Source organism: Psychrobacter sp. NPDC078409 (genome assembly GCF_050268505.1).
Classification (GTDB): domain Bacteria; phylum Pseudomonadota; class Gammaproteobacteria; order Pseudomonadales; family Moraxellaceae; genus Psychrobacter.
This window is the reverse complement of record NZ_JBNNGW010000005.1, coordinates 1-21562: the sequence shown is the minus strand read 5'-3', so window position 1 is coordinate 21562 and position 21562 is coordinate 1. Positions and strand designations below refer to the sequence as shown.

At 43.7% G+C, this 21562-nt stretch carries 15 protein-coding genes and 1 rRNA gene; 5 read left to right on the top strand and 11 right to left on the bottom strand.

Annotated features, from left to right (window positions below; genetic code table 11):
- Positions 1 to 78: 78 nt before the first annotated feature.
- The 3 genes from ACQKC9_RS11070 to recG all read right to left on the bottom strand — a co-directional run bounded on the left by ACQKC9_RS11070 (position 79) and on the right by recG (position 7341).
- On the bottom strand, positions 79 to 3168 hold the full coding sequence (locus ACQKC9_RS11070; RefSeq protein WP_427621838.1) for an efflux RND transporter permease subunit: 3090 nt from the start codon (positions 3166 to 3168) through the stop codon (positions 79 to 81).
- Positions 3165 to 4457: an efflux RND transporter periplasmic adaptor subunit gene (locus ACQKC9_RS11065; RefSeq protein WP_427621837.1), complete on the bottom strand. Its 1293-nt coding sequence runs from the start codon at positions 4455 to 4457 to the stop codon at positions 3165 to 3167. The genes ACQKC9_RS11070 and ACQKC9_RS11065 overlap by 4 nt, the downstream gene beginning before the upstream one ends.
- A 532-nt stretch (positions 4458 to 4989) precedes the next feature.
- Entirely contained in the window at positions 4990 to 7341 is a 2352-nt protein-coding gene (recG, locus tag ACQKC9_RS11060; protein WP_427621836.1) for an ATP-dependent DNA helicase RecG, read from the bottom strand.
- Between the two features lie 279 nt (positions 7342 to 7620).
- On the opposite strand from recG, the gene ACQKC9_RS11055 reads away from it, so the two are divergent.
- Positions 7621 to 8625 carry a patatin-like phospholipase family protein gene (locus ACQKC9_RS11055; protein WP_427621835.1) on the top strand — a complete coding sequence of 335 codons (1005 nt, stop codon included), beginning with the start codon at positions 7621 to 7623 and terminating at the stop codon, positions 8623 to 8625.
- A gap of 171 nt (positions 8626 to 8796) precedes the next feature.
- Here ACQKC9_RS11055 and ACQKC9_RS11050 read toward each other — a convergent pair whose 3' ends face one another.
- Entirely contained in the window at positions 8797 to 9384 is a 588-nt protein-coding gene (locus ACQKC9_RS11050) for a hypothetical protein (RefSeq protein ID WP_114701925.1), read from the bottom strand.
- A gap of 398 nt (positions 9385 to 9782) precedes the next feature.
- Between ACQKC9_RS11050 and argA the strand changes: the two genes are divergently transcribed.
- Complete coding sequence (gene argA / locus ACQKC9_RS11045) at positions 9783 to 11105, top strand: amino-acid N-acetyltransferase (protein WP_057762129.1); 1323 nt, start codon at positions 9783 to 9785, stop codon at positions 11103 to 11105.
- Between the two features lie 139 nt (positions 11106 to 11244).
- Here argA and ACQKC9_RS11040 read toward each other — a convergent pair whose 3' ends face one another.
- On the bottom strand, positions 11245 to 11976 hold the full coding sequence (locus ACQKC9_RS11040; protein ID WP_057762133.1) for an FKBP-type peptidyl-prolyl cis-trans isomerase: 732 nt from the start codon (positions 11974 to 11976) through the stop codon (positions 11245 to 11247).
- Positions 11977 to 12432: 456 nt separating this feature from the next.
- Between ACQKC9_RS11040 and ACQKC9_RS11035 the strand changes: the two genes are divergently transcribed.
- Positions 12433 to 14097, top strand: a complete 1665-nt coding sequence (locus ACQKC9_RS11035) for a mechanosensitive ion channel (protein ID WP_427621833.1) — start codon at positions 12433 to 12435, stop codon at positions 14095 to 14097.
- Positions 14098 to 14225: 128 nt separating this feature from the next.
- Here the strand turns inward: ACQKC9_RS11035 and ACQKC9_RS11030 are convergent, their stop codons facing one another.
- Complete coding sequence (locus ACQKC9_RS11030) at positions 14226 to 15677, bottom strand: hypothetical protein (RefSeq protein WP_427621831.1); 1452 nt, start codon at positions 15675 to 15677, stop codon at positions 14226 to 14228.
- Positions 15678 to 15975: 298 nt separating this feature from the next.
- Between ACQKC9_RS11030 and ACQKC9_RS11025 the strand changes: the two genes are divergently transcribed.
- Positions 15976 to 16758, top strand: a complete 783-nt coding sequence (locus ACQKC9_RS11025; protein ID WP_057762139.1) for an SDR family NAD(P)-dependent oxidoreductase — start codon at positions 15976 to 15978, stop codon at positions 16756 to 16758.
- Positions 16759 to 16937: 179 nt separating this feature from the next.
- On the opposite strand, the gene ACQKC9_RS11020 is transcribed toward ACQKC9_RS11025, so the two are convergent.
- The 3 genes from ACQKC9_RS11020 to ACQKC9_RS11010 form a co-directional block, all read right to left on the bottom strand.
- Complete coding sequence (locus ACQKC9_RS11020) at positions 16938 to 17633, bottom strand: lysophospholipid acyltransferase family protein (protein ID WP_427621829.1); 696 nt, start codon at positions 17631 to 17633, stop codon at positions 16938 to 16940.
- Positions 17634 to 17798: 165 nt separating this feature from the next.
- Positions 17799 to 19685 (bottom strand): DNA topoisomerase IV subunit B, encoded by a 1887-nt coding sequence (gene parE, locus ACQKC9_RS11015; RefSeq protein ID WP_102092137.1) that lies wholly within the window; start codon positions 19683 to 19685, stop codon positions 17799 to 17801.
- A gap of 110 nt (positions 19686 to 19795) precedes the next feature.
- Positions 19796 to 20464, bottom strand: a complete 669-nt coding sequence (locus tag ACQKC9_RS11010) for a YqiA/YcfP family alpha/beta fold hydrolase (protein WP_427621828.1) — start codon at positions 20462 to 20464, stop codon at positions 19796 to 19798.
- A 187-nt stretch (positions 20465 to 20651) separates the two neighbouring features.
- Here ACQKC9_RS11010 and ACQKC9_RS11005 point away from each other — a divergent pair, with 187 nt between their 5' ends.
- The gene (locus tag ACQKC9_RS11005; protein ID WP_394125003.1) at positions 20652 to 20912 is read left to right on the top strand and encodes a DUF1289 domain-containing protein; all 261 of its coding nucleotides are present in this window, start codon (positions 20652 to 20654) and stop codon (positions 20910 to 20912) included.
- A 37-nt stretch (positions 20913 to 20949) separates the two neighbouring features.
- Here the strand turns inward: ACQKC9_RS11005 and ACQKC9_RS11000 are convergent, their stop codons facing one another.
- Positions 20950 to 21258, bottom strand: a complete 309-nt coding sequence (locus ACQKC9_RS11000) for a hypothetical protein (RefSeq protein ID WP_427621826.1) — start codon at positions 21256 to 21258, stop codon at positions 20950 to 20952.
- Between the two features lie 218 nt (positions 21259 to 21476).
- A 5S ribosomal RNA gene (rrf, locus tag ACQKC9_RS10995) occupies positions 21477 to 21562 on the bottom strand; the annotation flags it as partial.

Sequence of the window (21562 nt, the reverse complement as noted above, 5' to 3'; positions counted from 1 at the left end):
TTTTCCACATTGCTATTATTGTGTCGTGTCTTGGCTCACTATTTGGTTAGCTATTTGGCTCTCTATGAGAAGTGACTATTAGAGGTCACTAGGTTTGCCATGTGGAGCTAGCCATTTAGCAAACCATCCTGATAGGTCATCCATCAAGGTATAGACGACAGGAATAACAACCAAGCTCAATAGCGTAGAGGTTACCAGACCACCCAGTACCGCTGCTGCCATCGGACGCCTAAAGGTAGGATCTGCATCGCCCCAACCAAATACCAATGGCAACATACCTGCACCCATCGCAATGGTCGTCATAATAATAGGCCGTGCACGCTTGCGACATGCGTCTACGATAGCCTCAAAGCGTGCCAGCCCTCTACGCTGGGCAATCAACGCGTAATCGACCAGCAGGATTGAGTTTTTGGTCGCAATACCCATGAGCATAATAAAGCCAATCATCGAAGGCATCGATAAGCTACTATTGGTAATAACCAAGCCGACAAACGCCCCACCGATCGACAGAGGTAACGCCATCAGAATGGTAAAAGGCTGCAATAAACGGCCAAATAGTAGAATAAGCACGCCTAAAATACAAACCACCCCGACGGACATCGCAATGATAAAGCCACTAAAGAGGTCTGCCATGTTTTCGGCTTGACCTTGGTCGATAATGGTAATCGAAGGCGGCAGTTGCTGCATGGTCGGCACTGCTTTGACCGCTTGTACCAAATCACCAAGCTCGCCACTCGCAGGTTGTACCGTGATACTAATAGCACGCTCTCGATCCAGTCTACTAATCTGCGCAGGCCCAGTGCCAAAGTCTAGCGTAGCAACCTCACCCACGCGCACGCCTTGACCTGCAGGCATGGTACTCGGCACGTACAAACCTTCTAGTTGGCTAACATTTTGCTTAGCCACGTCAGGTAAACGTACCACGATCGGTACTTGACGCGTATCAAGATTAAGCTTGGACAATTGCTGCTCGTAGTCGCCTACGGTTGCCACACGTAGAGTCGTAGCGATATCTTGCGTGGTCACCCCTTTATCAGCCATTGCCAATCTATCTGGCGTTACCGTTAGCTCTTGGCGTGGCAGACTGCGATCACTGGTCACAGCACCTGCACTTGGTAGCCCTCGAATCTCAGACATGATTTTTTGTGCAGTTTGTTCAAGCAATTGCGGATTGGTACTGGTCAATGAAAAGTTATAACCGCTCTCACCACCACTTGATAAGCCGACTGTAAACCGTGCTCCTGGCACTTCTGTCATCAGTTTGCTAATTTTGCGCTCTATCTCTTGCTTGGTGCCTCGTTCTGCACGCGGAGCAAGCACGATATCCAAGCCCGCAATGTTTTCAGCCTTACCGCCGCCACCATCTGACGCACCCATCGATGCCTGCGCCTCTCCCACTGAGGTAAAGATATTGGTCACCTCAGGCATGGCCAAAATACGAGCACTCGCTAGCGCTGCCACGCGCTCAGTATCTGCCAACGAAACGTCAGGTGTCAGCTCAATAGCTACTCGAGTTTGATCGATATCATTATCAGGGATAAATGACGTGGGTAACAGCTTAACCAAAGCTAATGAGGCTACAAATAAAACAAGCGTTGCACCCATGGTTAGCCAGCGATGATGTAGGGTCCAAGACACAATTTTAAGATAATACTTCATCATCGCGCTTTGTTTTTCGACGTGCTTTTTCTCAGGTCGTAAGATATAAGCTGCCATCATAGGGGTAATCAGGCGAGCTACCATCAGCGAGGCAAAAATTGATAAGGCAGCCGTCCAACCAAACTGACGGAAAAACTGTCCAACAATACCGCCCATAAAGGCCGTTGGTAAAAACACCGCAATCAAAGTAAAAGTAGTCGCGACAACGGCCAGACCGATTTCATCAGCGGCTTCCATCGCCGCTTCATAAGGCGTTTTACCCATACGTAGATGGCGTATAATGTTTTCGACCTCAACGATTGCATCATCGACCAGCACCCCAATGACCAGCGATAATGCCAGTAGTGAGATGATATTCAGACTAAAGCCAAACAGATACATACCTAAAAAAGTTGGAATGACTGATAGCGGCAAAGCGACCGCGGCAACGATAGTCGCGCGAATATTGCGCAAAAACAGGAAGACTACCACTACAGCCAATAGCCCACCTTCGATGAGCATTCTCAACGAGGCTTCATAATCTTCTGCAATGGGTGTGGCTCGGTCATAGACTTTCTCAATACTGATATTACCGACATCAGCGGTCAGCTTGGCAAGCTCCTCATCAACCAGCTCCATCACATCGACTTCACTGGCCCCACGCGATCGAGTAATATTAAATGCCACCACTGTTTGACCGTCTAGCTTAGCAATCGAGCTTGGATCTGCTGCGCCGTCAGTGATTTTTGCCATACGACCTAAAGCTTGTGTGCCCCCCGTAGGGACAGCCACTTGCAAGTCGTTTAGCTCATTTGCTCGCTCAACAGCACCGAGAACACGGATGGTCTGAGTCGTATTGCCAACTTCCGCCTCCCCACCAGAGCTGTCTTGCTGGATACCAGCGATTTGCTGCGATAATTGTGAAATAGAAAACTTTAGACCACTTAACGCAATTGGGTCGGCAGCAACCGTAATCTCACGCTGCAACCCGCCAACACGGCTCACGGTACTAACGCCTGGTATATCAGATAGCCGCTTGGTAACGGTATCATCAACAAACCAAGATAAATCCTCCACACTCATATTTTCAGCGGCGACAGAGTACGTAACGACTGGAAACCCAGCAGTAGATACTTTGGTAATGATAGGATCGTTGGCTGCAGCTGGTAGATCACCACGTACTTCACCGACTGCTGAGCGCACATCGTCTACCGCTTCTTGAATGTCTTTTTCTAAGGTGAATTCAGTGGCAATGGTCGCCGCACCCGTCTGTAGCGTGGTACGAATATGACTCACGCCTTCGATACTGGTCAGTTTATTTTCAATCTTTTTGGCAATATCGTTTTCAAGCTGTGAAGGCGCAGCACCTGGTAGCGTCACCGTCACTACCACTGCTGGCAAATCTATGTCCGGAAACTGCTGGACTTTCATTTTCATGAAACCGTAAATGCCGCCCAACGTCAGCAGCACAAACAGCAAGATAGCAACGAGCGGATTTTTGATCGAATAAGCGGAGACGTTTAAGCTCATGGCTGTGCCTGCACTGGCTTACTGGTTTGAGTTACACCATTAACAACGCGCACTAGGTCACCATCATTTAAGAAGCTACCGCCCTGTTTTACGATACGACTGTCACTTGGCAAAGGCTCTAACACTGCTACGCTTTCGCCCAATCGCTCACCCAATGTCACTCGCTGCTGCTTGATACGTCCCATCGATCGATCGTCTCGAGTAGTCGACTCGGTAACGAGCATTACATAGTCATAACCATCATTGCTGACCACGGCACTATTAGGAATCGTTTGCGTACTGGTACTTCCTAATAGGAATTCGCCTGTTTGATACATGCCTGCACGTATCTTTGAGTTGGCAGCTAGGCTAGCATAAATCGTAATTTGGCGGTTGTTGTCTGCGGTTGGTGCGATGCGGTTTACTTGCCCCATCACTGTATCACCACCCGGTAGACTGACTTGTACAGGCGTACCGACGTTTATATCACCGACAAGCTTAGGATCTATATCTGCTCGCCATTCCAAAACCCCGCCTTTGATAATCGTAAATAGCGGATCCCCGCCTGCCACCTGACCAACTTCTACCATTTTTTCACTGATAATACCGCTGACAGGAGCGACGACTTTTGCGTTCTCTAATGTCAAACGCTGATTGCTCAAACGGGCTTTGGATGCTTGCAAAGAAGCTCTGGCACGGACTTCCGAGGTACGGTAGCGATCGGCTTCTTGTTTGCTGATGGCATCAATATCGATCAATGGCAGCACACGTGCAGCATCAGCGCTGGCATTGGCAAGGGTGGCTTCCGCTTCTGCGACATCTGCTTGCGCCTGTAGCACTTGCTGCTCCATGGCATCAGTATCGAACACGGCTAAGACCTGACCCGCTCTAACGCGGTCGCCTTCTTCGACCAAAATACGCTCGATAGCCACACCATTGACTTTTGCACTGACGTTCGCAGTATCCTTAGCATTGATGGTTCCATCGGCACTGAGCGTGCTGCCGATATCATCTTGGCTTGGACTGACTGTTTCTACTGAGAGTACTGATTGCTCAATACTAGCATCGCTACCAGTTGCCTGATCGTTTGCGACAGAATTAGAAGTTGCTGACTCATCTGTAGCTGCATTACTATCATTGCCCCAATACTTGCCAAGCAGCACCCCAATCACTAGTACGGCTGCCAATACGGGCCACAACCATATTGGTGGTTTTGCAGATGGCCTTTGAGATACAGTGTCAGTTTGACGATACGGCGGCAGCTCAGATTCAGCTGACGGCTTAGAATGGGTTTCTTCAAAATCGCTCATGATAACTCTCTGTAGGTACAGTCAATATTGAAATACTCGATATAGAATGACTAAAAATATCAATCAGTCACAGCAATAAGAAAAAGTGGCACGCAATCGAAGCAATGTTTGGATAGCCTGATATAGGGCTATGAGCGTTACTTACAGAGAGTATTACGATGTTCTCTAAAGCACTGTTTATTATTATAATAGTCCATCAAATTATCGAGAATAGCATATATTTAGTCATCATCTTATTTTTATATATAGCGTCTAGCGTTCATAAACTTAATTGAAACTTAGACCGAATACATGTGCAATGTTCAAGGCATATCGACCGGTTTAAAGAAATAAGATCGCGTATAGCCAGCTGTTGAATCTCTAATGTGTTCAACGACTGACTATGGATGGAGTGTTGTCTAAAAAGAATTTTAACATTGCTGCCATGCTGTTTGACGATAATTAGAAATGTGTTCAATGACGCACTGAACCCACTTGCCGATACTAAGCACTGTGTACTAGACACTGGATACTAAGCACTGATTACTAAATACTAAGCATTGGTATAGCGACTTGCCTCAGGCATCCAGCGATGAATTAATTGACTGACATCTGCTTTTCGCGCAGGGTCTGCTATCAAATGCTTCGCTAACCGCTGAGCAATGGCAAATAATTGCTCATCACGGATCAGATCAGCCAGATAGTAGCCAACATTACCCGTTTGACGTTTGCCTAACAGCTCTCCTGGCCCACGTAGCTCTAAGTCTTTTTGAGCAATAACAAAACCATCGGTACTATCGCGTAGGACGTTTAAACGTTCTGTGCCAGTCTCTGATAGCGGCTTTTGATACAACAGTACACAGAAGCTTTTGGTCGAGCCACGTCCGACTCGCCCGCGCAGCTGATGCAATTGTGATAGTCCCAAACGCTCTGCATTTTCGATAACCATTAACGATGCATTGGGTACATCGACCCCTACCTCGATGACAGTCGTCGCAATCAGCAAGTCCAAATTACCTGCTTTGAACTCCTGCATGATGGCTTGCTTATCAGCAGACTTCATCTTGCCATGTACCAGTCCAATACGAATATCTAGACGTTCATTTAAATCCTCATAAGTGGCTTCGGCTGCCTGCGCATCCAAGACACTAGACGCTTCTACCAGTGAGCATACCCAGTACGCTTGCCTGCCCGCTTCGCAATTAATCGCAATACGTTCTATGACTTCATCGCGTCGATTGCGATCGATAGTTACCGTTGTAATTGGGGTACGCCCCGGTGGCAATTCATCAATGATTGAGGTATCCATATCGCCATAGACACTCATCGCTAAGGTTCTTGGAATCGGTGTTGCGGTCATGATTAGCTGATGCGGGGTACTGTTAGCCACGCCTTTATTGGTCAATGCCATGCGTTGCTCAACACCGAATCGATGCTGCTCATCAATGATAACCAAACCTAACTTAGCGAACTGAACTTGCTCCTGAAACAGTGCATGAGTACCGACCACCACTTGCACGGTATTTTCTGCAACCGCTTCCAAAGCTTCACGGCGCTGTTTGGCCGTTTGCTTACCGGCGAGCCAACCGACACCAATGCCCAATGGCTCAAACCATTGCTTAAAATTCAGTAGATGCTGCTCTGCCAAAATCTCAGTCGGTGCCATTACCGCGACCTGCCAGCCACTATCGAGCGCATAACCCGCTGCCCCTGCTGCCACCAACGTCTTGCCAGCACCCACATCTCCCTGTACCAGTCTTAGCATCGGAATTGAGGTCGCCATATCCGCAGTAATGTCTTTCATCACTCTTTTTTGCGCACCCGTTAGATCAAAAGGCAATGCAGAAAACAACTTGTCAGCAAGAGGACTATTGGTAGTGCATTTGGGCGCTTTATGCTGATATAGCTGCTGGCGACGATATAGCAAACTGAGCTGATGCGCAGTCAACTCTTCAATAATCAAGCGCTGGCAAGCAGCATGCGTACGGGCACTGAGTTGAGTGAATAGTTTGTATTGCTGAGACGCACTGGTATAAGTAGGCGGTGTATGCAGCAGTACCAATGCTTCAAATATCGTTAAATTATAGACATTGTGCTGAGCAATACTGGCAGCGACGTTATGTATGTCATTATCTGCCTGATAGGTAGAAGGACTGGGTTTGTATACGCTATTGCCAATCGCATTATCAGGCACGCTGCGTGCTAACGTTGAAAAAATATCTTCGGTATATTCGGCCTCTGATACTGTTGATTTAGATGGCTCAAAAGGCACTAATGGCAAATCGGATACAACTGCAAAATCTTCAGCCGTAAACAATGTCATAGGCAAACCTTGGCTCCGAACCGTTTGCAATGCCAGCTTAATTAAAGTACGCAGCTTGTTTTGATGTAAGCCTTTGACAGTAGGATAAATAGGCTGCAATCCCGTATCAGTCATGACTGTATTGTCAGTAATAATTTGATATTCAGGATGATGTATCTGCTTACCGTAGCGGCTGACTTTGACCTCACCAAATAGCTGTAAACGTGTTCCCAAATTCATGGTCTGTACCAGACCACGATAGACCTTAAAAAACCGTAACGATATCGTACCCGTATCATCGTCCACCGTCACAGTCATCCCACTGCGCTTAGTATCGACATGGACGATATGACCGGTAATTAGCGCTGACTGTCCATGCTCTACATCGGCGATTGATACCAGTCGACTACGATCCTCATAATCACGAGGCAAATGTAATAGCAAATCGAATATCCGCTTGATATTCAATTGCGCCAACTGCTCTGCGACTTTTACCCCCACACCTGCTAGTGCAGATACTGGCATATCTAGTGCTGACAGCGGCATATCAGATCTAAAGTGATCTAATGAGTTAGCTGAGGCATGACTCTCCGATATTGGCATTAAAGATCCTAACAATATTATTTTTAATTTTTGTATGCTAAATCGAGCATTTTTAGTAGGCTGCACATGATGACTTGTACCACAGAATAGCTATAACGATAGTACGTATAAAAAGTCGACTCATTTCATTATAGCTGACAATACAATTGCTTATGCTAGGCTATTTAGTAAAATAGCATCTATACAGTCCATCTACTATAGATAAACCGCTTCTTCTCATCATATCAATAACTGATGTCCGATTTTTTGAATTCTGGCAATTTCGTAAGGTGTTTTTCTATGCTTGTTTCTATTTTGCCTCGTCAGTTTCGTCACAATCTGATTCGCCCTAATCTAAAATTACTGAGGTTGAGCTTAATACCCATTCTCGGTTTGTATATTAATGCGTGTAGCACGTTGCCATCGACTATTCCCAAAACTCCAGAGCCTGTTATTAAGGTCCCTACTGTCGCACTGGTGTTGGGTGGTGGCGGTGCAAAAGGATTTGCCCATGTGGGTGTCATTAAGGCGCTAGAAGAAAACGGTATCAAACCAACATTGGTGGTCGGTACGAGTGTGGGTAGCTTGATTGGTAGCTTATACGCCAGTGGTTACACGCCTGCACAGCTTGAGCAATTGGCACTGACCACTACTGATAGCCAGCTCACAGACTTTACATTGTCCAATCAAGGTTTTATCGAAGGTATTAAGTTAAAAAACTTTATTAATAGCAAAGTGAATGCGCGTGCCATAGAGGATTTCCCTATTGCTTTTGCGGCAATCGCAGTAGAAAAACACACTCTGAAGAAAGCGGTCTTTACCACTGGCGATGCTGGGCTTGCCGTACAAGCATCCTGTAGTGTACCCAATATTTTTATTGCCCCGCGCATTCCTGAAAAAGTCGGTAAAAAATATATCGACGGCGGTGTGGTCAGCTTAGTCCCCGTCGATAGTGCCTATGATTTGGGTGCTGATATTGTTATCGCCGTAGATGTGACGGTGTCTCAGGGCATTGGTCATACTGCCACTCAAATACCAACCATCAATTCATTGAGTGACTTTTGGGGCTTTCTCGAAACCAACATCATGGCGACTAACACGACTGGCAACCGTTCTGCATCGACTAAAAGTGAACGGGATCGGGCAGATATTGTTATTACCCCAAATGTCGGTCATATCAGCTCAGTAGACACTAGGCAGCGTCGCAATTTGATACAAGCAGGGTCGCAAGCCACAGCACCACAAATCAATGCCATTAAACAACTTATCCAAGAGAAATCTAGTAGCAAATATACCACGTTGTAATTGAGTACTTTTACTTACTTATCAGCAATACCAAACGTCCTGACACACCATAAAAAAGCACCGCAGCTATAAACTGTGGTGCTTTTTTATTGATAGCTTTCAGTACTAAATGGATAGTTTTCAATGCCAACTATATCAATGCTAGCTAAATTCTAATCCAAAAGCTCAGGACTATTTTACACGAGCGCGATATTTCACAGCGACGGTATCATTTAGGCCTACGCCTTCTAAGTCCCAACGTACCGCTTTATAGTATTTAAGCGCAACATCTTGTAGTTGATTATCTACTTTGGTACGTAATGGCATACGAGCAAAGTTATTGCCATCTACACTGCCATATGGGAATTCAGGAGCAACAGTTTTCAGCAGCTCTACCTGCTCTGGAATACTCATCGTAACGGTCATTTTACGTACGCGATCTGCATTAGTATTGGTAAAGTATCCTTGATACTCCAATACATTACCGGACTGCAAACGAGTATTGGTATCTACAGGGACAAGCACTTCTTGACCGTTGGCATCAACACTAACCAATGACGCTGTAATTCTACTATTAACGGCTTGAGCACTTGAGTTGCTGCTCTTGTTGGCATTTGTCTGAATAGCCATTGAGCTATCAACCGCTTGCTCTGGTGTTGGCAGCATCGCTGAGGCTTGTGTGACTACCATTGCACCGATGAGCGTACCGGCAACAACGTGAAATAAGCGGTGGCCGCTCCAAGCACTGAACGGGCTAGCAAACTGGTTACTTTTTTTCATGATTTTCATTATCCCTGGTTGATATGTCGGTAAAACACAGATGGTGCAACTTAAGTTATTTTTATAATTTGTTCAACAGATAAAAAGCATTACGATGTATATAAGATATCGCTGTAAAATAGTTCGTACAATCTATGAAGCAGATGAACTTACTTATCTAACCTGATTATCTTCGCTCAGCATCTGTAAAGCAATAGCGCTTAGCATAACAAAAAGCATTTGTACGTACATTAACCCAGTGTTGAGGTTGTGTATATCAGCGATTGGCAATAAGAATGCTTGAATACAGCTGAAATAAAAGATAGCTCATAACCGCGTTTTTTGCTATGGTAAATCTTTAGCGTTAGGCATTTTTTTGCTGCGCCCCTTTTCTTATTCTAACGACTACTGCTCCCATTATGACTACTAGCTCCATGCCCCAGATTAACCCTGAATACGTCCATTGGTTCCGTAACTCTGCACCCTACATTAATACCCATCGCGGCAAAACTTTCGTGATCATGTTTGGTGGTGAAGCGGTCAATCATGCGAATTTCAGCACACTTATTCATGATTTTGCCTTGTTGCATAGCTTGGGTATCAAGCTAGTACTGGTACACGGGGCACGACCGCAAATCGAAAAGAACTTAAAAGACGCTAACATTGAATCGCCGCTACATCAAGACATCCGTATTACGCCACGTGCAGCGATGCCATCTATCTTACAAGCCGTTGGTGCTATTCGTTTACAGATTGAAGCTCAGCTATCAATGGGGTTGGCCAACTCTCCGATGTATGGTTCACGTATCGATGCGATATCGGGTAACTTCGTGACAGCGCGCCCATACGGTATCCGTGAAGGTATTGATTACCAAATGACGGGTGAAGTGCGTTCTATCGATGTAGAAGCCATCAAAAATAACCTACTTCACGACCATATCGTTGTACTAGGCTCGATGGGCTACTCTGCGACTGGAGAAGTATTCAACTTATTGGCGGAAGATGTTGCCCTAAGCGCTGCCGTAGCACTGGGTGCTGACAAGCTTATATTCTTAGGTGAAGAAGCGGGTATCAACGACGATGATCGTTTATTACGTGAAATGATTCCAAACGAAGTTGATCGCTTCTTACGTGACCGTGATTTAAACTGTGAAATCAATTATTTCTTAAACTGTGCAAGTTTGGCCTGTCGTCAAGGTGTCCATCGCACGCATATTATTTCGTATGCCAAAAACGGCGCATTACTAGAAGAGCTATTCACACGTGATGGTTCTGGTACGTTGATTAGCCACGACCCTTATGAAGAGATTCGCCGTGCTAATATCGATGATGTAGTCGGACTTATTGAGCTGCTATCACCTCTAGAAGAGCAAGGCATCTTGGTCAGTCGTTCACGCGAGCGCTTAGAGCAAGAGATTGATAATTATAGTGTGATTGAGCGCGATGGTATGATTTTGGGCTGTGCAGCATTGCATACGCTAGACTCAGAGTCAGCGGAAGTTGCCTGTGTTGCCGTACGTCCTGAGTATCGTAGTGGTAGCCGCGGTGCAGATTTATTGGCATTTCTAGAGCAGCAAGCGCGCAGTCATGGTTTGTATAAGCTGTTTGTTTTGACCACTCGTACTGCGCATTGGTTCGTTGAGCAAGGCTTCGCTGAAGTTGAAGCCAGCGCTTTGCCTGAAGCACGTTTAGAAAAATACCATAACGGCCGTAACTCTAAAGTCTTTCAAAAGAATCTATAATTTATCACCAATTTGATATTTGCTTTGTAAGCTCGGTATTAATCTGAGGTAAAATATTAGTCGTAAAAAAGCCTTCATAACTATATGAAGGCTTTTTTATGGGTAAATACCTAAATTACATAATTTCTGCTTTAGATACTTATTTTACTTTTAATAGCTCAACAGTAAAGATAAGCGTGCTGTTAGGCTCAATACCAGCGTTACCCGCTTCGCCATAAGCGATGTCTGATGGGATATAGAACTCGTATTTTCCACCTTCTTTCATCAACTGTAGACCTTCAGTCCAGCCAGCGATTACTTGGTTTAGTGGGAACTCAATTGGCTCACCGCGCTCATAAGAGCTATCAAATACTGTACCATCAAGCAATTTACCTTCGTAGTTTACTTCAACCACGTCAGTTGCTTTTGGTGATTTACCAGTACCTGCTTTGATAACTTTATACTGTAAACCAGACTCTGTTTGCTTAACGCCTTCTTTTTTGGCGTTTTCTGCTAAGAATGCAGTACCAGCGGCTTTATTTTCTGTCGCTTTGGTTTCCATGTCTTTAACGAATTGCTCTTCTTGCTCTTTTTGATAGTCCATCAATACTTGTTGCATTTGCTCTTGGGTCAATGCTGATTCATTGCCTTCGTAGCCATCACGGAAGCCTTTTTCAAAAGTATTTAGGTCTAGATCTTTGACAGCGTCTTTATTGCCTTCTGCCATCATGAAGCCTAAGCTATAACCTACTTTTTCACTAGCTGAGCTTTGTTCAGTAATGGAAACGCTTTGAGCGGCTGTTTCTTGATTGCCATTGTTGGTGCTACAGCCTGTTACTAACAACATAGCGCTAGCAAGTGCACTAACGCCTAAAGTAGTGATTTTTTTCATAAAGTACTCTCTAATTGTAAGAATAGTGGCGAGATGTCACATTCCTCTATAATAACAAATCTTAGTTTTGGGAACCACGCTTTGCACGAAATTATCGGGTCAATGTATAGTCTATGTTAATATCTTCTATCATAATAACAAGTTATCACACAAATATAGTAACAGGTAAAGCTTTCTGTCTTTAAATCCATCAATACATCAGCTAAGCTGAATTAGTTAAGGAGATAAGTAACCGAGCGTTAATTTTTATCAAAAATAAGCAGATATCGATAGCGAAGTCACTGTAATATAAATAAGAGATACTGCTGATAATAATTTATGCTCAAAAACGATAATATCTCTATATAACTGATTCTAAAAATACTATTTATGACAACCATCTGTATGTCTTGCTCATTAATCGCTGTATGAACATTGTTTTTGGCGAGTTATATAAGATGCTTCAAGGAGGATAAGATGAACCCAATGTACACATCTTTTAACGGCTATCTCGGTGGACCTATCGGTTCCATCATTGGTGCTATTTTGATATTCGTTATTGGTTGGCTAGTAGCCCTTGGTATCGCAGCACTGGTACGCGGCGTACTCTCTAAAGTTAATCTCAATCAGCGTATGAACTCTTCAACTGGTAAGACCTACGACCTTGAAGGTATCATCTCCAAAATTGTTTTCTGGTTTATTTTCATCATTGCTATCTCAGGCGCACTTAGCCAATTAAACTTAAACTCTATCTCAGCACCATTCGCAAATATGGTTAATCAAGTATTGGCATTTATCCCTAATCTTATCGGCGCTATCGCACTTGGTGTGATTGGTTGGGTTGTAGCTACTGTTGCACGCACAGCGATCAATGCAGCACTCGCGAAAACCTCTATGGATGAGCGTTTAAGTGCACAAGCTGGTGTAAAACCAATGAGCAGCACGATTGCTGATATGGTTTACTGGTTCATCTTATTGGTTGTGTTGACCATGGTACTTGGTCAATTAGAGCTTGATGGTTTGTTTGCACCACTGACTAATATGGTCGACAAAATCTTTAGCTTCATCCCTAATATCTTGATTGCTGGTGTGGTTTTCGTCGTTGGTTATATCATTGCCAAAGTCGTACGCGGCATCGTAACCAATCTTGTTTCTACTTTTAATGTACAAGAATTGGCGTCAAAAGCAGGTTTAAGTGAGCAAAACAGCTTACCTAACATTGCAGGTTCGTTAGCATTTCTTGTGGTTATCATTCCAACCATTATTGCTGCTCTAAATGCATTAAAAATCGAAGTGATTGCTCGCCCTGCGACCAATATGCTTAACAAAATTATGGAAGCCTTGCCAAACATCTTTATGGCGGTCGCTATCCTAGTAGTAACTTTCTATGTTGTACGCATGGTTGCCAACATCATCAAAGGTCTGATTGAGAACACTCAAATCAATCAATTACCTGCGAAAGTTGGTCTGCAAGAAACCATGGGTGATAAGAAAATCTCTGACCTAGTTGGTTATGCGATTATCTTCTTCGCTATGCTATTTGCTGCTATTGCAGCTGCTGACTTGTTAGGTTTCGAGCCTATCTCAGCTATTATCACGATGTTTATCGCATTCGGTGCAAATATTATCTTAGGCGCAATTATCCTATTTATCGGATTCTGGCTTGCCAATATCATTGCAGGTGTAGTTGAACGTTCTGAGCAAGGTTCACAATTCCTAGCAAACATCGTACGCGTATTGATCATGGGCCTAGTATTAGCAATGGGTCTAAAAGCGATGGGTATTGCCGATTCAATCGTTAACCTAGCATTTGGTCTAACATTAGGCGCGGTAGCCGTTGCCTTTGCCCTATCATTTGGTCTTGGTGGTCAAGAAGCTGCAGCTCGCTTCCTACGTAAAATGCAGGATAAGATGGACCATGAACGTACTGAAGCGAAAGCAAAATCTGCGCTACAGCCAAGTTCATCAACTCAAGAAAAAGTTGCTGATTCATTTCGTGAAAACACGCCATCTGCTGCTAGTACACCTACCACTGATTTACGTACCGACATAGTTGATACACCACGTGTTGATACTAATGACATCTACAACAGTGATGACGTACTTCCTGGTAGCGGTCTCAATGACGATATCAATAAATAAGTATTTTTGATTGTTTAGTTTGGATACGAAAAAGACAGCCTAGGCTGTCTTTTTTTATGTCAGTAAATATATTAATAAATCTATGGTTCTTCTTATTAATAAACGGGTAGAAAGCTAACTACGTCTATCTACTGCTTATCTTTGCGCGCTGGAATCGTTAAGCTCATCTGTACTTGAGGTAAGTTTTCTTTTTGCGCCTTCGCAGGTTTACTATCTTCCACGCTACTAGCAGCTGGTGTATTTTGCTTATCTAATTCTTGTTGCTTTAGCTTCTGCATTTGCTTAGTAAGTTGGCGCTCCCTTTGAGTCATCGCATCAACTGGCTGAATCCACAAATCAATATCGAAAAAATTCTCATTATTCTCAGTGATAAAGTCGATACCAAGCACGACTACGTGATGTAGCTCAATAATTGGCAAACGTGTGGCAACGTCTTGTGCGATTTTCGCTAGCTTTGGTTGGACAGCGGCTTTACTATTAGGGCCTTTTGACTCCTGACCATAAAACACCAGTACATAATGTCGTCCCAAACTCTCATAAGAATGTTGATGTACGACATAGCCATCTTTTTGCAGCGCTGCGCTTTGTTTAGGGTGTCTATATAGCGTACGAATAAGCTCGTGACGTGAAAACAAAGACTCATCTAGCAGTTGTTGTTGCCAGTGAGCAAGCGGTATCTCTGTCTGTTCGTCACTGTTAGTTATGTGCTTTTTACCATACGTATCTATCATCTGCATACTTAGCTGAGACCATATCGTGGCCGCTTGTATCATATGCTGATGGTACATCTGAGCAGTTGAACTTTGGTTCTTGTAGGCAAGCGTAATGGCAACCAGTGCTGAGTTAGGTTCGTCTTGTACTTCGTTTTTGATGAGCGCATTGTCGACTACAATGGCAGGAGCAAACAGGTCTGGACTTTGCAAAAAACGCTCAACCAAAGCGTCTTCTGACTCGAAACTTAGAATATGATTGACAGCCGATTGCTGCAGCTGTTCTAAATGATAAGCTAAAAAACGCCATAACTCACATGGGGTGCGTACCGCTGCTGCGATCGAGTACCAGTCATCCCAGCTAAAGACTTGCAGCTGCTGCATGCTTTCGCTCATATCGACAACTAAGTCTTCTAAAAAGTAACGAACCCCAAAATTGTGTTTAAGTCGCTGTAGAGCACTGTTTGAATTATTTGCATTGTCAACGCTATCATCTTGATTGAGACTGCTACTTCCTCCGACAAGCTGAATGTCAAAAATCATGGCCTCATAACCAGCTAAGGCATTGTCTTCATTTTGAGGCGATAATGACTTGTACCACGTAAGTGCTGACTTGACCGCCGTCATACGTACAGCCTCAATATCAACTGACTCTGTATCATAGGGTAAATACAGTGTCAGCTCCAACAGCTGTAGCTTGCCAAGTGGTAACTGATATTGGTAGTGACGAGCGATATACTGAGCATTGTATTCATGCTCAATCGTATGCATACCTGCTAAAGTCACTGCCATAGCATCTGCTTGTAAATAACTGACTAGCTCAGTCGTCAGATAGCCCCAGTCGGGCATGGTAGTAATCGAATGGGACACAAGTTCCAACCTTCTATTATCGTATGGTGAATATTGCACATGCCAGCTCGTAATAATAACAACATCATTATCGCGTATTACAAATATTTGAATGATGCAAAATTATGCTACATAAGCACTATCAGAGACAGTCGCTTTCAAAGCGATCACTTGTTATGATGATATCAAAGCAGTATTGCTTGCGTGCAATTTTATGGATGACGAACTGTACTTAGTTGTATTTATCGAAACCATAGTCGTTGAATTTTCAATCATCGAAACTTTAATGACTATTATATAATAATAAGGATTAAACATTATGAAGCGTTTTAAAGAAAAGACCGTCGTTGTAACGGGTGCAGGTTCTGGTATCGGCCGTGCAACTGCTATTCGCTTTGCCGAGGAAGGCGCTAGCGTGGTTCTAGTAGGACGTACAGCAGCAACACTAGAAGAAACTGCCAAAGAATTACCACAAGATCGTACCTGGATTCATACTGACAATTATCTCATTATTACATGCGATATCAGTGTCCAAAGCCAAGTACAAGAGATGGTTGAACGCGCTATTGACAAATTCGGTAAGATTGATATCTTGGTCAACAATGCTGGCAAAGCAACCCAAGGTAAAATCACAGAACTATCTGCTGATGATTGGCGCTCTGCTATCGATGTGAATCTAAATGGGACCTTCTACGTCTCTCAAGCGGCTATGCCTCACTTGATTGCATCAAAGGGCAACATCGTCAATATCTCATCGCTCTCGGGCGTGGGTGGTGACTGGAATATGGCTGCTTACAATGCTGCTAAAGCGGGTGTAACCAATCTAACCCGTACATTGGCATTAGATCATGGTTCAGATGGTGTTCGTGTTAATGCGGTTAATCCAAGCGTCACCAAAACCGATATGACCACGGCTATTCAAGACAACGAATCTAAAACGGATAAGTTCTTAGCTCGCTGTCCGCTTGGACGTTTGGCAACTCCAGAGGATATCGCCGCTGCCATTACTTTCTTAGCAAGTGATGATGCCTCTATGATTACTGGTGTCAATCTACCTGTCGATGGCGGTGTTAGTGCCTCTAACGGCCAACCACAGTTTTAAATTATTAAGCTGATAGACATCCAAATACTACTCAAAAAAAGCCCCCGATATCATCATATCAGGGGCTTTTTCAACATCAATTATCAAAGCTTAATTGTAGGTAGCTTTGAGTTTTCATACCTTTCATACAGTCAGTTCTGTTAACTTAACTAATTAAACTAATACTTATAACATTTAGCTTATTCAGCTACATTATTGATGTCTTGTAGTGGCTGCGACAAACGCTCAAGATGTCTTGGCAACACCCCTTTATACTGAGAATATATTTTTGGCAAATCTGCTTCGATATTACCTGTAGGATAAACCAGTGACATAAACCGTATTTCTTTAGTATTGTAGTCCATCGCTACTGGCAAAATCGGTACACCAGCACCCACCGCTAAATAATAAAAACCTGTCTTCCACGACTCAGTATATTGCCGTGTCCCCTCTGGTGATAATCCTAAAAATAATGGTTCACCAGTTTTGAACTTATCAATACTGGCTTGCAGCACAGAGCCTTTATTACCACGATCGATAGGAATGACCCCTATCCAATTCAATAGCTGTGCAAACACAGGTACTTTAAATAGCGTGTGCTTGCCCATAATGCTGATTTTGATATCTAATGCAAACAGACTTGGAATCGCATAAATACCATCCACATTAGAAGTATGGGGCAGAGCAAGCACTACAGCTTGTGAGATATTTGGAATCTCGCCTACCGTACGCCAACCTGTTGCCTTTAACAGCGCGGATGCAATAACAGGCGCAAACTTGTTACCACGCTTAGGAACCCTATCTCCCAAATGCTTTTTGCTAAGTTTTGGGAGTACTTTGGAGCGCGCAGGTTTAGAAGCAACAGACTTAGAACGGTTAAAAATCTTCGGTATCATGACAGCACAATATAATGAAAGGTACTGACATAATACCATTAAGCCTTTGTGGCTAGGCTGAATTTTGCGTGCTTTTATTATGTGATAGATCGTTCAGCCATAAATATAAGTAATGACCTATTTCGATATTCTGTACACCTACTTCTTTAAACTTATTGCTAAGTGTTAAGAAATATCGGCCAAATCACCCTTACTCTCAAGCCACGACTTACGATCAGAGGCACGTTTCTTAGCCAGTAGCATATCCATCACGCTATTGGTCAGTACCATGTCATCCATATCTAACTGTACTAAGCGGCGTGTATCACGGCTCATCGTCGTCTCACGTAGTTGCTCAGCACTCATTTCACCAAGCCCTTTAAAGCGTGTAATCTGAGCTTTTTTATTGCCCGGTACGTTAGCCAAGATATGTGCAAGCTCCGGCTCATCCAACGCATAGTGAACCTCTTTACCCACATCTACTCGATACAAGGGCGGCATGGCCACAAATAAATGACCCGCATCCACTAGCGCAGGGAAATGCTTCACAAACAAAGCGCAGATCAATGTCGCAATGTGCAGACCATCAGAGTCAGCATCCGCTAAGATACATATCTTGTCGTAACGTAGCTCAGACAAGTCATCAGAGGCAGGATCAACACCGATAGCAATGGCAATATCATGAATCTCTTGGCTTGATAACACCGTATCTGATGATACCTCCCACGTATTTAGGATTTTACCGCGCAAAGGTAATATCGCCTGATAATGACGATCTCTGGCTTGCTTAGCACTACCACCCGCAGAATCACCCTCCACCAAGAACAACTCAGCGCCATCACGCAAATCACCACGGCAGTCTGCCAATTTACCAGGCAATGCGGGTCCCTGAGTAATCTTTTTACGAGCGACTTTTTTGGCAGATTTTAGACGACGACCTGCTTTATTAATCGCCAATTCAGCGATTTGCGTGCCCATTTCCGCATGCTGGTTTAACCATAGGCTAAAGGCATCTTTTGCCAATGTCTGTACAGCGCCCGCAGCCTCTCGACTAGATAAACGCTCTTTGGTCTGTCCAGAAAACTGCGGCTCAGAGAACTTCAGAGACAAGATATAGTTCACCCCATCCCAGACGTCTTCTGCGGTTAGCTTCACACTACGTGGTAGTAAATTATGAATGTCACAGAACTCACGCAGTGCTTCTAAGATGCCCGTACGCAGTCCGTTGACGTGCGTACCGCCCTGAGCTGTCGGAATAAGGTTCACATAGCTTTCTTGAATCGGCGTACCACCATCAGGCAACCAAGACAAGGCAAAAGTAATAGCCGCTCGTTCGCCCGCTTTCGCATCATAATTATAATAAAACGGTGCTTCAGGCAATGTTTCCAAACCATCTAGTTGTTCGCTTAGATACTCGACTACCCCATCCGTAAACTGCCAAACGACCTTTTCATCATTGATGTCATCAGTAAATTCAATCGTCAGTCCGGCGGCCAAAACAGCCTTTGCTTTTAGATTGTGCTTAAGCTGTTTTACATTAAATTTGGGCGTATCAAAGAAACTACCATCTGCCCAAAAATGTACTCTGGTGCCACGTTTGCGCTTATTTGAGCTGACTGCTTCCGTCAATGGCGTAACTGGTGCACCATTTTCAAATGCCATATCAAACTGTGTGCTATCACGCCATACCGTAACTTCAACTCGGGTTGATAGCGCATTGACGACAGAGATACCTACACCATGCAGACCGCCTGACACTTCGTAATTAGAGGTCGAAAACTTTCCACCTGCATGCAAGCGGGTCAAAATCAGCTCAATACCAGATTGACCAAACTCAGGGTGAATATCAGTTGGCATACCGCGCCCGTCATCTTCGACAGACAACGACCCATCACTATGCAATTGCACCTTGATGGTTTTCGCATAACCAGCCAACGCTTCATCCACTGAGTTATCAATAACCTCTTGCGCCAAATGGTTAGGGCGCGTGGTGTCGGTATACATACCCGGACGACGACGGACTGGTTCAAGACCTTCTAAAACTTCTAACGATTGCGCATTATATTGACTCACAAATGCATCCTTAACTGTTCGCGTGCGTTTAATTCTATTAAACCATTATAACGAAAAATAGCGACGTTAACGTTAATACTCCATCGCTTACGTCATATAATGTCGTCTATTTAAGGCTGTACTAAACTCTGTAAGATATTCATCACCATGGGCAACTGCTCATCAAAGTCACTGAACCGATGATCGCCACCCTCTTGCACCGTTACCGATGCGCCCTGACCTTGATAAAAACATTTAGACACTTCAGAATTTAGCAACTCATCGCCTTCTTTTAGCAGCACAGCAACTTTGTTAGGATAATTTACTGATAACAGCTGATTATCTGCAAACCACTGTAAATCTGCAGGCGTAATACTCCAGCCACCCGCTGTCGTATACAGGACTTTGCTAGTAAATGACTCATTTAAATTATCTTGACTTGATACTGGTTTATTTGAGAAACGTTGGAAGGTCATATGGGGCTGGATACTAGGGTTAAGCAATAAAACTGGGCAACCTATCTGATTGCTTATCAAAGTAGAAAAATACCCACCTAGCGAGCTACCGATTAATACTGTATTTGATAACTCAGTCTGCTTATCTGCTGATTTTCTATCTTCACTATTATTTAGCGCTTTGACTAAAGACAGTAGTTGCTCACACACTTGCGCAGGGGTTTTATTTAAATCAGGACGCAGCACATTAATATCAGGATGATGTCGCTGGCAATATTTTTCTAATAACATCCCTTTGGTCGAGTTGGCATCACTGTCCAATCCATGGATATAAATCAAGTTCACGTATCATCTCACTTATTAATTTTGTTATGATTATCTTATAAAGGCTATCAAAGCTAAGCATAGCACCCGCTAGACGGAAATAATAACAATAAAACGGCACACTATTAGTCAGTATTTGCGACATAATAATGTTGTACAGTGATTTTATGCAGGTCAAAGGAATGACGGTAGTCATTATGGAGGAGTCATGAATCAACAGTTTGAGCTGTTCGAGATTGCCAATCCATGTATTGGTCTTTGCCAAAGCAATAAGAAGGGTTATTGCTTTGGTTGCCTGCGTAGTCGAACTGAGCGCCAGCGATGGCATGATATGACGACAGAGCAGCAGCGCGAGGTGCTAAGGCTTATCGCAGGACGCAAGCTGCGTATCGAGCAGATGAAACAGCGTAAAGATGAGCAGTTAGGCTTTGATTTTGAAGAGATACCTGAGATAGGTGAGTTATTTTAAGAAGTAATTAATCACGCCAGACATGCTAATAGTATCCTCAAAATGCATTAAATTTCGCCAAAATATATACCCAATAACCTAAAAGTAAAGTCAATAATACCCACGGTATGGCGAAACACCAATAATATAAATCGCTAGTAGTAAATACGTAAAAATAAACAGCCATTCCAACACTGATTACAAGCGAAGCTGCATATCCAATCAGCAAGGTAAAGAGAACATTATTCTCAATTTTGGTTAAGCGTGGGCTTCCTTCCGCACAAATATAGAAAAGAAACCCGAAGGCAAAAGCCCCGCCAATAGTAATATGCATAAATGATATTAGAACCAGCAACCAAATTGACACGCATACTTCCTTATTAGTCTAATGACGGCTTTGTCTTTAATACAGTGCTTTTTACAAGTTATAAGCGCTTTCAATAAAAAATAGCATACCTTCAAGTTTTTCTATAATCAATACTGCAATACGCTTGCTAGAATAAATTAGGTAAAGAATCCGTCACCAAACCGCACACAAAGAAAATCCCCCGACAAGCTAATGTCGGGGGATATTTCAGAATAGAGAGCTGACGATGACCTACTCTCACATGGGCGAACCACACTACCATTGGCGCTACGATGTTTCACTTCTGAGTTCGGGAAGGGATCAG

Excerpts from the sequence above, each read along its gene's own strand:
- ACQKC9_RS11070 (WP_427621838.1), bottom strand. The coding sequence starts at position 3,168 with ATGAGCTTAAACGTCTCCGCTTATTCGATCAAAAATCCGCTCGTTGCT.
- argA (WP_057762129.1), top strand. The coding sequence starts at position 9,783 with ATGACTACTAGCTCCATGCCCCAGATTAACCCTGAATACGTCCATTGG.
- recG (WP_427621836.1), bottom strand. The coding sequence starts at position 7,341 with ATGCCAATATCGGAGAGTCATGCCTCAGCTAACTCATTAGATCACTTT.
- ACQKC9_RS11040 (WP_057762133.1), bottom strand. The coding sequence starts at position 11,976 with ATGAAAAAAATCACTACTTTAGGCGTTAGTGCACTTGCTAGCGCTATG.
- ACQKC9_RS11055 (WP_427621835.1), top strand. The coding sequence starts at position 7,621 with ATGCTTGTTTCTATTTTGCCTCGTCAGTTTCGTCACAATCTGATTCGC.
- ACQKC9_RS11020 (WP_427621829.1), bottom strand. The coding sequence starts at position 17,633 with ATGATACCGAAGATTTTTAACCGTTCTAAGTCTGTTGCTTCTAAACCT.
- ACQKC9_RS11035 (WP_427621833.1), top strand. The coding sequence starts at position 12,433 with ATGAACCCAATGTACACATCTTTTAACGGCTATCTCGGTGGACCTATC.
- ACQKC9_RS11065 (WP_427621837.1), bottom strand. The coding sequence starts at position 4,457 with ATGAGCGATTTTGAAGAAACCCATTCTAAGCCGTCAGCTGAATCTGAG.
- ACQKC9_RS11025 (WP_057762139.1), top strand. The coding sequence starts at position 15,976 with ATGAAGCGTTTTAAAGAAAAGACCGTCGTTGTAACGGGTGCAGGTTCT.
- ACQKC9_RS11050 (WP_114701925.1), bottom strand. The coding sequence starts at position 9,384 with ATGAAAAAAAGTAACCAGTTTGCTAGCCCGTTCAGTGCTTGGAGCGGC.
- ACQKC9_RS11005 (WP_394125003.1), top strand. The coding sequence starts at position 20,652 with ATGAATCAACAGTTTGAGCTGTTCGAGATTGCCAATCCATGTATTGGT.